Source organism: Marinovum sp. 2_MG-2023, assembly GCF_030548265.1.
Classification (GTDB): domain Bacteria; phylum Pseudomonadota; class Alphaproteobacteria; order Rhodobacterales; family Rhodobacteraceae; genus Marinovum.
In genome coordinates this window covers 200,320-214,242 of sequence record NZ_JAUOSD010000006.1, presented here as the reverse complement: position 1 = coordinate 214,242, position 13,923 = coordinate 200,320, and the positions used below count along the sequence as shown (strand labels likewise).

The window sequence follows — 13,923 nt, the reverse complement described above, 5'->3', positions numbered from 1 at the left end:
CAATAAGGCGGTATTTGGTTAACTGTGCGAAAACAAGAAACAAGCCGCCGCACAGAAACCGGCCTTGCCCGGATGGGCCGTCGTCATACCCAAGCCCCTTGTTTTCATAAGGAAAACCCCGGTTTTCCAACGGAAATAATCCCTGAATGACCCTGGGTAAAGCGGTAAGCTTTATTAATTATTCTATAATCTGAGGTAAGTTGGATGGAAAAAGTAACTGGAATTGGCGGCGTCTTTATTCGGTCTTCAGACCCGGATGCATTGGCGGCCTGGTACACGACACATCTTGGCATCGACACCGGCATGTCGGTTTGGGCGCAACCCGCCGGACCAACGGTGTTTGCCCCCTTTCGCAAGGAAAGCGACTACTTTCCGACGTCGCAACAGGTCATGTTGAACCTGCGCGTTGCAGATATGGATGCGATGACCGCCCAACTGAGGGCGGCGGGCATCGCGGTGGAAACCCGCGCCGAATGGGATGAGCCGGAAATCGGTCGGTTTGCCCGCATTCACGACCCGGACGGGAATGCCATCGAATTGTGGGAACCGGCCTAGGGTCATGAAGGCGGGGAATTTGGTGCGCGCGCCCAAGGTACGCGCGCGGCACCGGAGATGCCTGCCTTATAGGTCCGCCGCCAGCCGCGTGCCTTGGTTTATCGCGCGTTTTGCATCCAGTTCCGCCGCGACATCCGCGCCGCCAATAACATGTGCGGTGATCCCGCGTGCCGCCAGATCATCGACAAGCGTTCGTTCCGGCACCTGACCGGCGCACATCACGATGGTGTCCACTTCCAGAAGCTCCGGGTTTTCGCGTGCTTCGCCGCGCGACACCCAAAGGCCAGCATCGGTGATCCGCTCATAGTTCACCCCGGCCCGCATCTCGACCTGTTTCATCTTTAACGTCGCGCGGTGAATCCAGCCGGTGGTCTTGCCCAACCGCTTGCCCGGGCGTTCCGCCTTGCGCTGCAACAATGTCACCTGCCGTTGCGGTGCCTCGGGCTGTGGTCCTGCGGCCGCCAGCCCGCCCGGTGTCAACGCCGGGTCACCAACACCCCACTGCCGTTTCCATTCCTCTGTATCTTCGGTTGGCGATGGCAGCGCCTCGACCAGATATTCCGCGACATCAAAGCCAATGCCACCGGCCCCAATGATCGCCACCCGCTGGCCAACCACAGTCCCACCGCGCAGCACATCAATATAGCTGAGGACATTGGGCCCATCCTGCCCTGCGATGCCCGGATCACGGGGCGCGACGCCGGTGGCCAGAATGACCTCGTCAAATCCCGCCAGATCGTCGCCAGTCACCCGCGCACCCAACCGCAGGGTCACCGAGGATTGCGCCAGCATGGTCTTGTACCATTCGACCAGCCCGACAAACTCCTCTTTGCCGGGGATACGTTTCGCCATGTTGAGCTGGCCGCCGACCTCATCCGCTTGATCGAACAATGTCACCGCATGTCCGCGATCCGCCGCCGTCAGCGCCGCCGACAGCCCAGCCGGACCCGCACCCACAACCGCCAGCGATTTTACCGTTTCCGCAGGCGCGATCACCAATTCAGTTTCATGGCAGGCGCGCGGGTTGACCAGACAGCTCGAAATCTTGCCGCTGAATGTATGGTCCAAACAGGCCTGATTGCAGGCAATGCAAGGCGCAATGCGATCCCCCTGCCCCGCCGCCGCCTTGGCGACAAAATCCGCATCCGCCAGGAATGGTCGTGCCATCGACACCATATCCGCACATCCGGATTCAAGTACCTCTTCCGCCACCGCAGGCGTGTTGATCCGGTTCGAGGTGATGATCGGAATTCCAACCTTGCCCATCAGTTTCTTGGTGACCCAGGCAAAGGCCGCACGCGGAACTGAGGTGGCGATGGTCGGGATCCGCGCCTCATGCCAGCCGATACCGGTGTTAAGGATGTCGGCACCAGCGGCCTCGATCTCTTGGGCGAGTTGCACAACCTCGTCATGGGTCGACCCATTGGGCACCAGGTCGATCATCGACAGCCGGTAGATCACGATGAAATCCGCGCCCACGGCGGCGCGCACGCGTTTCACCACCTCGATCGGCAACCGCATCCGGTTTTCATAGCTGCCGCCCCAACGGTCCGTCCGTTTGTTGGTATGGGCGACCAGAAACTGGTTGATGAAATAGCCTTCGCTGCCCATCACCTCGACTCCGTCATAGCCGGCCTCGCGGGCGCGGGCGGCGGCGGTGGCAATGTCGGCGATCTGTTTTTCGATGCCGTCTTCGTCCAACTCCTTGGGGGGGAAGGGCGAGATCGGCGATTTGATCGCACTGGGCGCGACACATTCGGGACCATAGGCATAACGTCCCGCGTGCAGGATCTGCATCGCAATCTTGCCCCCCGCGTCATGCACCCGGTCGGTGACACTGCGGTGATTGGCAATATCGTCCGGCGTGAACAGCCCCGCCGCGCCGGGGAAAACCCCACCTTCGCGGTTCGGGGCCATGCCGCCAGTGACCATCAACCCAACCCCGCCACGCGCCCGCGCCGCATAAAACTCGGCCACCCGGTTCCAGTCCTTGGTTTCTTCCAACCCGGTGTGCATCGACCCCATCAGCACGCGGTTTTTCAACACCGTATGCCCAAGGTCGAGCGGGCGGAACATATTGGGGTAGCTGGTCATATCTGGCGGCCTCCTCTTGCTGGTGCGAGGTCACCCGATGGCCGTGGAATTGTCACGCGGAACGTTGGGTCACAGCGCGCCGATAGAATTGCCAGTGGCGTCTCTGGCCCATGACGCCACAGCACCCTCAATCGGCGGCGTCAGCACCGATGACACTGCGGCTTTGCTAGCCAGGTCCGATTTTGCCATCAATTGCATCGCCTTTGGGCAACTGCCCCCGCCCCGTAACCCAAACATAGACAGGTGTCCGAAGATCCGGTCCCGGGCGGCCCAGATGCCGATCCCGGGATGGAAACGCAGCATGAAATCAAACCTGTGGACTTTTGTGGTGGGGGGCTTACCCCGCCTCGCGGCAATGACTGCGAAACGCCCGTTTCAGCAAATCCAGCTCCGCCCGCAAGAGATCAACCTCAGTGCGGATGTCATCGCCCAGCGCCTCTCCCGCCATAAGCGAGAAACTTTCCAGCACATCACCGTTCCCGGCATCGGTAAAAACGATGGTATGGCTGCCCTCGCTCAGAAGTGCCGGGGGTATCCGAAACCGCACCTGCCACGTGCCGGTTTCGCCCTCTTTGCTGAGCTTGATGCCATCCAGCGCGCGGTCCCCGTACATTACCTTGATCGACGGGTCGCCCGCGCCGGGCGCGCGGTCACGCAGCACCCCTTCCCAAACACCTTCGAAAAACCGGGTCTTGGTCAGCGTCAGTTCAGACATGGCACATTCCTTATATCTGGGCTCGCAGCCGGCGACTGAACGTCAGATCGCGCATCACCACCTGGTTCATCTGCGGCCCTTCGAAAATCAGGTCGATCCAGGCATTGTCGATACGTTTTTCGTTCATCTTGGAATAGGCCAGATCAAATTCCACATGCCGATCACCGGATGTCAGCGGCAATTCCCGCACGATCTTTTCCGTATTTGGCCCGCTTTTGATGTTCAACCGGGCAAAAATTTCCAACGGGCGTTCCATTTCAATCAAGAACTCCATGCGGATCACATGGGCCCGCGTCAGCCCGTCAACCGCCGGTTCCGGAAGATCCAGCGCCACCGACAGGTAAGAGCCGTCAAACCGGAACACATCCATACGCACGCCAAACGGTGCGAGATCAGATTTACGCGTATTGCGTAGCTGCCGCAGTGTCAGTTCGGATTCGGCGCAATCGTGGAACACGGTCAATTCCGCGCCCATTTGCGCGCCGGTCTCCACCGAAACCAGCCCCGGTATCGGCAAGGGCCCACGCCACAATTCCGGACGCCAGATCCAATCGCTGTCATGGGGGGCGGAAATCGCATTGCTGTCGATGGCGGGCAGGGCCAGACGATTTTCCGCGATATACAACAATTCATTCAGGTGATGGCGCAAGCGCCGGGCCTGTTTGCGTTGTTTTCGAAGGCGTGGCAAATCGGCTTCGGCCGCGCCCAGGACCGCCGCACGCCAGCGTTTCAATGTCGAGCGATGCCCGATCCGTTCCAAGATACTGCCTGACCGCCGTGCCATGACCCCTGCCTGTCCACCCGCTATGCAATTCCACGCTGAGATGACGCAGTCTTGCTGAAATTCCTTACAATTCTACAAACACCCGAATGTCTACAAACGCCTGAATGCCCCCGCCGGGTCAAGCGCTGTTGCGTCAGAGGTCACCGGAATTGCCCCCCGCGCCACTTTGCGCCGTGCGAATGCCCGCGGCCACATCCGCCAGCAACATGCTGCCGCCCCGGCCGGCGATCTCGCCATTTTTGGGACCAAAGGCCGCCAGCGACACCATGTGACCGCCATGTACAAACACCGCCCGCCAATGCGGCTCGCCCAGGTCCGTCTCGGTTGCGGCCTGCCCCGATTGCATGCGCATCAACACAACACCGTTGTGCATTTGTTGCTCCAGGATCACCGCATCCGGGATTATGGCACGCAGGGCGTCGGTGGCAATCACCTCGCCCGCCGGGCGGCGGGGCCAGACCGTGACGCTCAACGCGCCCGGCGGCACGAAGGGCCCGGATTTGCCTTCGGTCAGCGCCCGACAGCCCGCCAAAAGCGCAAAGCCGCCGCGCCCGCGCGCCTTCAGCGACTTTGGCTCGATGCACCATCCGGCGGGTGCATCGACGATAACGTCGCCATTTGCCAGCGCGACCTTGGTTTGCAGCGCAATGGTCTTTGTCCCGGATTTGGGCGCATTCAGCGCCGCCAAGAACCCGAGCCCGCCGCCAGCATTGGACTGCGGCCTCGCGGCTGACGCAGACCCCGGCTGCGGCGCATCCTCTGGGATGTCCAAACCACACCCCGCCAGGGTGACGCCCGCGATCAGGCTGACCAGCGCGTATTTCCCCCAACCGGGACGCCCTGACCGAATTCCCTGGCGAAATCGCGTCCCGGACCAAAATTCTGAGTTATGCCGCATCCGTCGCAAAACCGGCTGGCCCGCACAATGGCCAGCGCCCCTCCCTTGGTGGTGTCGGCCAAAACACCTTCTCCAAGGGCCAGGCCGACGCATTCGCGCGATTTTGACCGGACAGACCGGGGTCCGCAAGTCCCGTTAACCATACGTTTTTTGTTTTCACCCCAAGGGTTTCATTCACAACACATCCCGGCCCATCGCCCCACCCTATCGGCCACCCCATCCCTCCGGCCATCCCTCTGGCCCGCCGGATCCGCAAAATCCGGCCGCGCCAGTCATCCATCGCGGATCTATCGCTCATCCCTGCAAAGGGTTTGATTGCATTTCCCGGCCACGGGTCTTATTTCAGGCTGAAACCGCCTGCATCAGGCCAAAACACAGGTCGGACATGAACTGGATCACCAACTATGTGCGCCCGCACATCAACTCGATCTTCTCGCGCCGCGAGGTGCCGGAAAATCTCTGGACCAAATGTAGCGAATGCGGAACCATGCTGTTCCACCGCGAGCTTGCCGATAATCTGAATGTCTGCACCTCCTGTGGCCATCACATGGCGATCACGCCACGTGACCGCTTTGCCGCGCTGTTCGATGGCGGCGTGTTTCACGAGGTTGACGTGCCAGAGGTGCTGGCCGATCCGCTGCAGTTCCGCGACCAGAAACGCTATCCGGACCGGATGAAGGCGGCGCAGAAGAAAACCGGTGAAAAAGACGCGATGCTGGTCGCCCAGGGCGAAATCGGTCGCACGCCAATCGTGGCTGCGGGTCAGGATTTTTCGTTCATGGGCGGGTCGATGGGCATGTATGTCGGCAATGCGATCATTGCGGCGGCCCAACGGGCGGTGGCCCAGAAATGCCCGCTGATCCTGTTTTCCGCAGCGGGCGGCGCGCGGATGCAAGAGGGCATTCTCAGCCTGATGCAAATGCCGCGCACCACCGTGGCGGTGCAGATGCTGAAAGAGGCCGGTCTGCCCTATATCGTGGTGCTGACCCATCCGACCACCGGCGGCGTAACCGCGTCTTATGCGATGTTGGGCGATGTCCAGATTGCCGAACCTAATGCGCTGATCGGCTTTGCCGGACAGCGGGTGATTGAGCAAACCATCCGCGAAAAGCTGCCCGAAGGGTTTCAGCGCGCTGAATATCTGCTGGAACACGGCATGTTGGACCGGGTGACGCGACGCAAGGACATGCGCGACGAGCTGATCACCATCACCCGCATGCTGATGCAATTGCCGCCAGAGATCAAAGGCGACCTGCCCGCGCCCGCCGAAGGGGACGACACCGGGGCGCTGACGCCGGACACGGCGGAAAAGCCTGCCACCCCGGAATGAGCGCGGCCAAATCCGACGCCATCCTCGACCGGATGATGGCGCTGCACCCCAAGGTGATTGACCTGACGCTGGACCGGATGTGGCGGCTTTTGGCGGCCTTGGGCCATCCAGAGCGCGATCTGCCACCGGTGATCCATATCGCCGGCACCAACGGCAAAGGCTCGACCCAGGCGATGATCCGCGCCGGGCTCGAGGCTGCGGGCAAACATGTGCACGCCTATACGTCGCCGCATCTGGCGCGGTTTCACGAACGCATTCGCCTGGCGGGCACGCTGATCACCGAAGATGCACTCACCGCCCATCTGGATGAATGTTACGTCGCCAACGCGGGCGACACGATCACCTATTTCGAAATCACCACCTGTGCTGCGCTTTTGGCCATGGCGCGCACCCCGGCGGATTTTACCCTGCTGGAAGTCGGGCTTGGCGGGCGGCTGGACGCCACCAATGTGATTGACCGGCCGGCATTGACCGTGATCACCCCGGTCTCGATCGACCACGAACAATTCCTTGGCAATACACTGGCCAAGATCGCCGCCGAAAAGGCTGGCATCCTGAAACGCGGTGTCCCCTGTGTCGTTGGCCCGCAACCGGACGAGGCGATGGAGGTGATCGAGGCCACCGCCGCCAAACTTGGCGCGCCCCTGATCGCCCATGGCCAGCATTGGCATGCCTTCGAAGAACGCGGGCGCATGGTGTATCAGGATGAAAGCGGCCTGCTGGACCTGCCTTTGCCCAATCTGCCCGGCGCGCATCAGATCGACAATGGCGGCGCGGCGCTGGCGGCCTTGCGCCATCTTGGCTTTGCCGAACCCGCCTGCGAGGCGGCGGTCACGAACGCGGTCTGGCCTGCGCGCATGCAACATCTGACCGCTGGGCCACTGGTCGATCTGGTGCCCGATGCGCAACTGTGGCTCGACGGGGGGCACAATGCCGCCGCCGGCCAGGCGCTGGCGGCGCATCTGACACGGCTGCCGAAACGGCCAACCCATCTGATTTGCGGCATGTTGAACACCAAGGACATCGCCAACTACCTGCGCCCGCTCGCCGCGGTTGCCGACAGCCTGACCGCTGTGTCCATCCCCGGCGAGGCCAACACATTGCCCGCAGAAACCACCGCCGCCGCCGCGACATCCGTCGGATTGACCGCAAACACGGCGGGCTCGGTGGCCGGCGCCCTGCGCATGTTGTCCCGAAACAGCCCCGCTGACGGTGTAGGCCCGCGTATCTTGATCTGTGGGTCGCTTTATCTTGCGGGTTCGGTCTTGCGCGAAAACGGCTAAGCCCTTGGCCCATCAGGATTTGCCGGATCAGAGCGCATCAGCCCCCGGCAATCATCAGCGAATCGCAAAAACGAATCAGGTAATCGTTGACTGATTCGGCGTCTTTTTGCTATATATGGCGCAAGCTTTCGATACTGCGACAATATCTCCGCTAAATCTCCAAATCTGGCGGGGCATCCGCAAGGGGCGCATATTCTGCGCGGCCGGGCAATGTGCAGCTGTACCCCAATGGGGGTATCGCCGCGTGTTCGACCCCGGACGTGCACCCGGACGACCGAATACTCAGATAACGTTCAGACCTGTTCACACGACCAACAAGAAACAGGCCAAGAACCACGAGCAGCAGTCACTGGGGCCCTTCGGGGCCCCATTTTTCGTCAGGATCGGCTATTCGATCACCCGCGCTTCATCCACCAGCATCACCGGAATGCCGTTGCGGATCGGAAAGGCCAGCCCCGCCTTCTTCGAGACCAATTCCTGACGCTCTGCATCAAAACTCAACGGTTCCTGGGTGCGCGGGCACACCAGCGCCTCCAGCATCCGGCGGTCAAAGGTATCGGTCTTGGCAGGCGTGTCATTCATTGCATCAAATCCTCGGATGCGCCGCCCCGCAGGGCAAATTCAATCAGCGTGACAAGCGTTTCCCGACGGGTCGCAAGCGAAGGCGCCTCCAGCAGCGCCTGTTTGTCCTCTGGCGACAGGTCAAGCAGCATGGAGAGCGAGTTGATCAACAGCTCTTCGTCCGCATCACGCATGGTTTCCCAATCCGCCTCAAGCGAACGGGCCTCGAAAAACCGGTTCAGCAGCGTCATGAACTGCGCCCGATCCAGACCGGCATCATGTTCTGCATGGCCCAGATCGCGGTCAAAGCCGCTCCAATCCACATCACAGCGCCGATAGGCCGAAAACCCGTCGACCTCGCGCTTGATCCGAAACCGCGAGATCCCGGTCAGGGTGATCATATATCGCCCGTCCTCGGTTTCGGAAAACTGGGTCAATCGCCCGGCACAGCCAATGGAATGCAGGCGGCCGTCCTTGCTTTCCGGGCCGGGGTTCGGCTGCACCATCGCAATCAGCCGCTGCGGCGTTTTCATGCAATCCTCGATCATGGCAAGGTATCGCGGTTCAAAAATATGCAGCGGCAATCGCGACCGGGGCAGCAAAAGCGCCCCGGGCAATGGAAACACCGGGAGAGTATCGGGGAGGTCGGCAGCTTTGATCATACCCCTAACCTAGCCCCCAAAAACGATCAGGCAAATATCATCGAGCTCAATTTGCGGCGACCGTTCAAAACAACCGGATCATTTGGCTTCAATGCGTCGAAAATCGTGAACATCTGCGTCTTGGCGGCGCCGTCGTTCCATTCACGATCACGGCGGAACATTTCCAGCAATTCGGCAACCGCGCCTTCGGCGTCGCCCGCGGCATAGATCGCCTGGGCCAGATCAAGCCGCGCCTGCATGTCATCGGGACTGGCCGCCACGGCCGCGCGCAGATCGTCCAGCGGGCCGGCACCTGCCGCCTGTTTCGCCAGCTCCAGCTGGGCAAAGGCCGCCTCCAGCTCAGGCGCTTTGGAAATCTCGGCCGGGGCACCGTTCAGGATCGCCTCGGCCTGCTCCAGATCGTCCAGCGCGATATGCGAACGCACCAAACCGCTATAGGCTTTGGCATTGGTCGGCTCTTCGCCAAGGATTGCGGAAAACGTCTGGGCCGCATCAACCGCCGCGCCCTGTTCCAGCATTTCCTCGGCCGCCTCCAGCGCCTCATCCAATCCGCCGCTGGCATCGCCACCACCGGCCGCGACCACTCGTTCCACAAAAGCCTGAATTTCGGATTCAGGCACCGCGCCCTGGAAACCGTCAATCGGCTGGCCCTGCCAAAACGCATAGACCGTCGGGATGGATTGCACCCGCAACTGGCCGGCGATGGATTGCGCCTCGTCCACATTGACCTTGGCCATCTGCACCGCGCCTTTGGCTTTGGTCACCGCAGCCTCCAGCATCGGGCCAAGCGTCTTGCACGGGCCGCACCATGGCGCCCAGAAATCGACGATCACCGGCACTTTCATCGAGGCTTCGACAACCTCGGCCATGAAGTCCGCTTCTGTGACGTCTTTGATCAACGCACCGCCCGCGGGGGCATTGTTCTGGGCTTGGCCGAATTCCAGCATGATCCGCTCCTTCAAATGGGTTTCGCCTGATATGGGCGTTGCCGCGGCGCATACAACGCAAAACGGCGGTTTACCTGTGGTTGGCGGCTATCTAGCATTGGCGGCGAGGATATTGAAAGGGCAAGAGATGACGCGCACCGTGATGACCTACGGCGATTCCAACACCCATGGAACCAAACCGATTGTCACGACCGGCGAATCCCGTCGGTTCAAGCCGACCATCCGCTGGCCCCGGGTGATGGCATCGGCATTGGGCCCACGATGGGCGCTGATCGAAGAAGGCCTGCCGGGGCGGACGACAGCGATTTCAGATCCGATCATGGGCCCGCATATGAACGGCGCTCTGGGGTTGAAAATCGCGCTGGCGTCACACAAGCCTGTGGATGTGTTGACCATCATGTTGGGCACCAACGATCTGAAAACCCGGTTTTTTCCCAGCGCCCCGCGCATTGTGGCCGGTATTGCCGGGCTGCTGGATCATGCGCTGCACCGCGACGTGAGCCCCCATCACCCCAACATGAAAATCCTGTTGATCTGCCCGCCCGCGGTCAAGGAGGTTGGCCCGCTCCGGGGGGAATTCATCGGCGCCGCAGCGCATGGCCCGACCCTCGCCCCGGCGCTGGCCGAATTGGCCAAGGCGCGTGGCGTGGGGTTTTTCGACGCCGGATCAGTGATCGAAACCAGCGATGTCGACGGCGTGCATTTCGAAGCCGATGCCCATCAGTTGCTTGGGAACGCATTGGCCAAGGTGATTGCTGATCTGACCTGAGGGTCAGAGGTCAAAACTGGCAAAAACCGGGGCGTGATCGCTGGGCTTTTCCCAGCCACGCACCGCGCGCAGCACCCGGCTGTCATGACCCGCATTGGCGATATCCGGCGTTGCCCAAACATGATCGAGCCGCCGGCCCTTGTCCGCATTGTCCCAATCGGGCGAGCGATAGGACCACCAGCTATAGAGATTGCCGGTCGGAATATCCTTGCGGGTGATGTCCACCCAACCGCCAGCCTCCTGGGTCTGGGCAAGATGCTCGACCTCGATCGGGGTGTGCGACACCACTTTCAGCAATTTCTTGTGGTCCCAAACGTCATCTTCGCGCGGCGCAATGTTCAGGTCCCCGACAAGGATCGCCTTTTCGGGTGTCTCGGCATGAAACCAATCGCGCATCTCTGTCAGGTAATCCAGTTTCTGACCGAATTTCTCGTTCACCGCGCGGTCAGGTTTGTCACCACCCGCGGGCACATAGAAATTGTGAATGGTCACACCGTTTTCCAACTGCCCTGCCACATGGCGGGCATGGCCCAGTGCCGCAAAATCCCGGCCGCCGACATCGGTGATCGGCAGTTTCGACAGGATCGCCACACCGTTATAGCCCTTCTGGCCGCGCGCAACCATATGGGCGTAACCCAGTTCCTGAAAGACATCGACCGGGATCTTGTCGACCGGGCTTTTGCATTCCTGCAAGCACAGCACATCCGGCGCTTCTTCGCCCAGCAAACGCGCCACAAGCGGGGCGCGCAGTCGCACGGAATTGATGTTCCAGGTGGCAAGGGAAAAAGACATGCGCAGCGGCTCCGGCTGGGGAATGGATCGGGCGCGACAATGCCCCCGGCCCCATCAGGATACAAGCCATTGGCCGCAAAACGGACCCGAAACCGGCGGTTTCCTTTGGTCAGCCTGTTTGCAGACCCCTGTTATTCCGCCCCTTCGACAATCACGAAACTCCCCTCGGCAGAGGCACGGCGGATCTCTGCGACCGCCTGATATTCCGGGTCATCCCAGGCCGCCAGCGCGGCGGCATAGCTTGGGAATTCCAACACCACATGGCGTTCCTGGCTGTCGCCCTCGACCACCCTGGATTGACCGCCGCGCACGATGAAACGCCCGCCAGAGGCCGCCAATATGGGGGTGTCCCGGCGGATATACTCCTTGTAGGTTTCGGGGTCATGCACCGTGATATGTGCAATGATATAGCCTTTGGGCATTGGTCAGTTCCTTTGGTTGTGCGGGCCTGTCATTCGGCCAGCCAGGCCGCAAACCGATCATTCAGATCCAGAGTATGCCGCGCCCAGAATTCGTAATTGTAGACAAAGGCATTGCGCATATTCGCCGGGGCGGTGGGGATATGGGCGGCCATGTCGACCCCCAGATCGGCATGAAAGCCCACGAATTCAGCCGATGACGCACGCGCGGGGCCATAGGGAATGTATTTTGCCTGATCCGCCAAACGTTGGGTATCCGTGGCAAACCACAGGAAATCGCGCACCCGCGCCAGACGTTCCGCGGACAAACCGGTTGGAATGACCCAGACATCCAAATCCAACACCTGGGCATCCCACAACATGGCAACCGGTTGCTGTTGCTCTTCGATCAGCGAAAAGAACCGCCCATTCCAGCTGGACCCCATGACCACCTCGCCATCGGCCAAAAGCTGCGGCGTCTCGGCCCCGGCCTGCCACCAGATCACATGATCCTTGATCGTGTCGAGTTTCGCCAGCGCCCGCCGCTGTCCGGCATTGGTGGCCAGCACATCATAAATGTCGCTATGTGGCACGCCATCACACAGCAGCGCCCATTCCAGATTGTTGTTCGGACGCTTTTCCAGCGCGCGTTTGCCGGGATAGCCGTCCAGATCAAACAACGCACAGATATCACGCGGGGGCCGGTTGCCCACCAGATCGGTGCGATAGGCCACAACAGAGGAATAGACGATCTGTGGAATCACACAGTCCGAAACCAGAAAGGGACCAAAATCGCTGGAGGCAGAATTGCCATCCGGGGCGGGCGCGAGGAATGCATCCGGGTTGATTTCCATCACCAATCCCTTGTCGCACAGCCGAATGGCATCGGTGGCCACCACATCCACCAGATCCCACCCAAGGTCATTTCCTGCGGCCCTGGCCTTTGACAACAGTGACACGGCCTCAAACGAATTTTCGTGCCAAGTGATCGAAAGACCGGCATTTTTATCAGCATAAGGGGTGGTATATGCTCTTTGCTGAGACCCCTGATAGGCGCCCCCCCAGCTGACCAGGTTCAGCGATTTCGACATCGTGATGTCGGACGTGGGTGGTGTGACCACGGCCTTTGGCTGCGGCTCTGGTTGCACATTGGGCGGGGCGACGGCGGCAACCTGAACCTGGCAATTGCGTTTCAGATAAGCCTCGGCATTGCCGCGAAAGGGATGCGTGCCGCAGCTTTGCAAATAACCGTCAAAGGCAAAACAACTTGGGGCGCCTTTGGCCTCGGCGTAGAGCAAATCACAAAGTGAGTCGGGCTCTGGTTGTACCACCGCCGCAGTGGCTGTGCCGCAATCCTCGGTCAGGCAGGTATATCCCAAAGTCTGGTCGTAATAAGCGGGATGTTGCAGGTGGCCATCGAAATCCAGCGCCAGCCGGGCGGTTTCCACCTGGGCCTTGGCAATGGCATCTTCAAGGAAGATACCGCGCTTCAATTGCGGCAGGAACGTGCGGGTGAACACCGACATCTGCGCGCCCGGCGGATCGCTGGGCAAACGGTCCAGCGCCTCTTGCCCTTCCCCGGCGGAAAAGATCACAAAGGTGCCGGTGGCTGCCTTGACCGGGGCCAGACCACGGGTCATGCCGATACTCTTGCGCCCGGCGGGCGGTTCAAACGGATTGTTGCGACAGGCGTCAATAATCGCCACCGTCAGCGAAGCGCCGGCGGCCTCGACCTCGTCCAGAATGCCGTTCAAGCCATTTTTCAATGCGATGGACCGACGTTCCAACACCCGGTCACTGCCCTGGCGCGGTGCGTCTGTCGGGATCAGGTAATTGGTGGCCCCGTCGCTCCAGCCATGGCCGGAATAGACGATGACAACCTCATCCCCGAAGGAGATCCGGTTGAGAAAGCTGTCGAGCGCATCAATCGTATCGCCAAGGTCAAGATCCTGGTGATAGGAAACGGCATAGCCCAGATCGCCAAAAGCCTCGCTATAGGCGCGGGCATCTTCATGCGCATTGCGCAGATCGCTGAGCTGGCCATAATTTTCGTTGCCCAGAACAAAGGCCAACTTTGCCGCCTGTACCGGCATTGCAAATGCCAAAAATCCGAACACAAATATCCAAAACCGCAT

General features: G+C 60.8%; 14 protein-coding genes and 1 pseudogene. 4 read left to right on the top strand and 11 right to left on the bottom strand.

Annotated features, from left to right (window positions below; translation table 11 throughout):
• The first annotated feature begins 204 nt into the window (after positions 1–204).
• Positions 205–555, top strand: coding sequence for a VOC family protein (locus Q4577_RS09730; RefSeq protein WP_303468385.1), 351 nt, complete (start codon positions 205–207; stop codon positions 553–555).
• Positions 556–621: 66 nt separating this feature from the next.
• On the opposite strand, the gene Q4577_RS09725 is transcribed toward Q4577_RS09730, so the two are convergent.
• The 4 genes from Q4577_RS09725 to Q4577_RS09710 form a co-directional block, all read right to left on the bottom strand.
• Positions 622–2,649 carry an NADPH-dependent 2,4-dienoyl-CoA reductase gene (locus Q4577_RS09725; RefSeq protein ID WP_303468383.1) on the bottom strand — a complete coding sequence of 676 codons (2,028 nt, stop codon included), beginning with the start codon at positions 2,647–2,649 and terminating at the stop codon, positions 622–624.
• Positions 2,650–2,986: 337 nt separating this feature from the next.
• Positions 2,987–3,364: a hypothetical protein gene (locus tag Q4577_RS09720; RefSeq protein WP_244687883.1), complete on the bottom strand. Its 378-nt coding sequence runs from the start codon at positions 3,362–3,364 to the stop codon at positions 2,987–2,989.
• Between the two features lie 10 nt (positions 3,365–3,374).
• Complete coding sequence (locus Q4577_RS09715; protein ID WP_303468382.1) at positions 3,375–4,148, bottom strand: DUF6478 family protein; 774 nt, start codon at positions 4,146–4,148, stop codon at positions 3,375–3,377.
• A gap of 133 nt (positions 4,149–4,281) precedes the next feature.
• A complete protein-coding gene (locus tag Q4577_RS09710; protein WP_303567611.1) occupies positions 4,282–4,836 on the bottom strand; it encodes a hypothetical protein in 555 nt (184 codons plus the stop codon).
• 595 nt (positions 4,837–5,431) lie between these two features.
• Here Q4577_RS09710 and accD point away from each other — a divergent pair.
• Entirely contained in the window at positions 5,432–6,376 is a 945-nt protein-coding gene (gene accD, locus Q4577_RS09705) for an acetyl-CoA carboxylase, carboxyltransferase subunit beta (protein ID WP_244687875.1), read from the top strand.
• Positions 6,373–7,659 carry a folylpolyglutamate synthase/dihydrofolate synthase family protein gene (locus Q4577_RS09700; protein WP_303468380.1) on the top strand — a complete coding sequence of 429 codons (1,287 nt, stop codon included), beginning with the start codon at positions 6,373–6,375 and terminating at the stop codon, positions 7,657–7,659. Before accD ends, Q4577_RS09700 begins: the two co-directional genes overlap by 4 nt.
• 387 nt (positions 7,660–8,046) lie before the next feature.
• Here the strand turns inward: Q4577_RS09700 and Q4577_RS09695 are convergent, their stop codons facing one another.
• From Q4577_RS09695 to trxA, 3 genes are read right to left on the bottom strand one after another with little or no spacing between them, the layout of a single operon-like run.
• Entirely contained in the window at positions 8,047–8,241 is a 195-nt protein-coding gene (locus Q4577_RS09695) for a Trm112 family protein (protein ID WP_244687871.1), read from the bottom strand.
• Positions 8,238–8,882, bottom strand: a complete 645-nt coding sequence (locus tag Q4577_RS09690) for an LON peptidase substrate-binding domain-containing protein (protein WP_244687868.1) — start codon at positions 8,880–8,882, stop codon at positions 8,238–8,240. Before Q4577_RS09690 ends, Q4577_RS09695 begins: the two co-directional genes overlap by 4 nt.
• Before the next feature lie 26 nt (positions 8,883–8,908).
• Complete coding sequence (gene trxA / locus Q4577_RS09685) at positions 8,909–9,829, bottom strand: thioredoxin (protein WP_303468378.1); 921 nt, start codon at positions 9,827–9,829, stop codon at positions 8,909–8,911.
• Positions 9,830–9,956: 127 nt separating this feature from the next.
• Between trxA and Q4577_RS09680 the strand changes: the two genes are divergently transcribed.
• Positions 9,957–10,598 carry an SGNH/GDSL hydrolase family protein gene (locus tag Q4577_RS09680; protein WP_303468376.1) on the top strand — a complete coding sequence of 214 codons (642 nt, stop codon included), beginning with the start codon at positions 9,957–9,959 and terminating at the stop codon, positions 10,596–10,598.
• 3 nt (positions 10,599–10,601) lie between these two features.
• Here the strand turns inward: Q4577_RS09680 and Q4577_RS09675 are convergent, their stop codons facing one another.
• From Q4577_RS09675 to Q4577_RS09660, 4 genes and pseudogenes are all read right to left on the bottom strand, one after another.
• Positions 10,602–11,390, bottom strand: a complete 789-nt coding sequence (locus Q4577_RS09675) for an exodeoxyribonuclease III (RefSeq protein WP_303468374.1) — start codon at positions 11,388–11,390, stop codon at positions 10,602–10,604.
• A 131-nt stretch (positions 11,391–11,521) separates the two neighbouring features.
• Entirely contained in the window at positions 11,522–11,812 is a 291-nt protein-coding gene (locus Q4577_RS09670) for a DUF1330 domain-containing protein (protein ID WP_303468373.1), read from the bottom strand.
• Between the two features lie 29 nt (positions 11,813–11,841).
• Complete coding sequence (locus Q4577_RS09665) at positions 11,842–12,879, bottom strand: extracellular solute-binding protein (protein WP_303468430.1); 1,038 nt, start codon at positions 12,877–12,879, stop codon at positions 11,842–11,844.
• Between the two features lie 405 nt (positions 12,880–13,284).
• A pseudogene (locus Q4577_RS09660) lies at positions 13,285–13,881 on the bottom strand (caspase domain-containing protein); the annotation flags it as partial.
• Positions 13,882–13,923: the final 42 nt, after the last annotated feature.

Excerpts from the sequence above, each read along its gene's own strand:
- Q4577_RS09690 (WP_244687868.1), bottom strand. The coding sequence starts at position 8,882 with ATGATCAAAGCTGCCGACCTCCCCGATACTCTCCCGGTGTTTCCATTG.
- Q4577_RS09720 (WP_244687883.1), bottom strand. The coding sequence starts at position 3,364 with ATGTCTGAACTGACGCTGACCAAGACCCGGTTTTTCGAAGGTGTTTGG.
- Q4577_RS09665 (WP_303468430.1), bottom strand. The coding sequence starts at position 12,879 with ATGTCGAAATCGCTGAACCTGGTCAGCTGGGGGGGCGCCTATCAGGGG.
- Q4577_RS09680 (WP_303468376.1), top strand. The coding sequence starts at position 9,957 with ATGACGCGCACCGTGATGACCTACGGCGATTCCAACACCCATGGAACC.
- Q4577_RS09675 (WP_303468374.1), bottom strand. The coding sequence starts at position 11,390 with ATGTCTTTTTCCCTTGCCACCTGGAACATCAATTCCGTGCGACTGCGC.
- Q4577_RS09715 (WP_303468382.1), bottom strand. The coding sequence starts at position 4,148 with ATGGCACGGCGGTCAGGCAGTATCTTGGAACGGATCGGGCATCGCTCG.
- Q4577_RS09730 (WP_303468385.1), top strand. The coding sequence starts at position 205 with ATGGAAAAAGTAACTGGAATTGGCGGCGTCTTTATTCGGTCTTCAGAC.
- Q4577_RS09670 (WP_303468373.1), bottom strand. The coding sequence starts at position 11,812 with ATGCCCAAAGGCTATATCATTGCACATATCACGGTGCATGACCCCGAA.
- trxA (WP_303468378.1), bottom strand. The coding sequence starts at position 9,829 with ATGCTGGAATTCGGCCAAGCCCAGAACAATGCCCCCGCGGGCGGTGCG.
- Q4577_RS09695 (WP_244687871.1), bottom strand. The coding sequence starts at position 8,241 with ATGAATGACACGCCTGCCAAGACCGATACCTTTGACCGCCGGATGCTG.
- accD (WP_244687875.1), top strand. The coding sequence starts at position 5,432 with ATGAACTGGATCACCAACTATGTGCGCCCGCACATCAACTCGATCTTC.
- Q4577_RS09700 (WP_303468380.1), top strand. The coding sequence starts at position 6,373 with ATGAGCGCGGCCAAATCCGACGCCATCCTCGACCGGATGATGGCGCTG.
- Q4577_RS09725 (WP_303468383.1), bottom strand. The coding sequence starts at position 2,649 with ATGACCAGCTACCCCAATATGTTCCGCCCGCTCGACCTTGGGCATACG.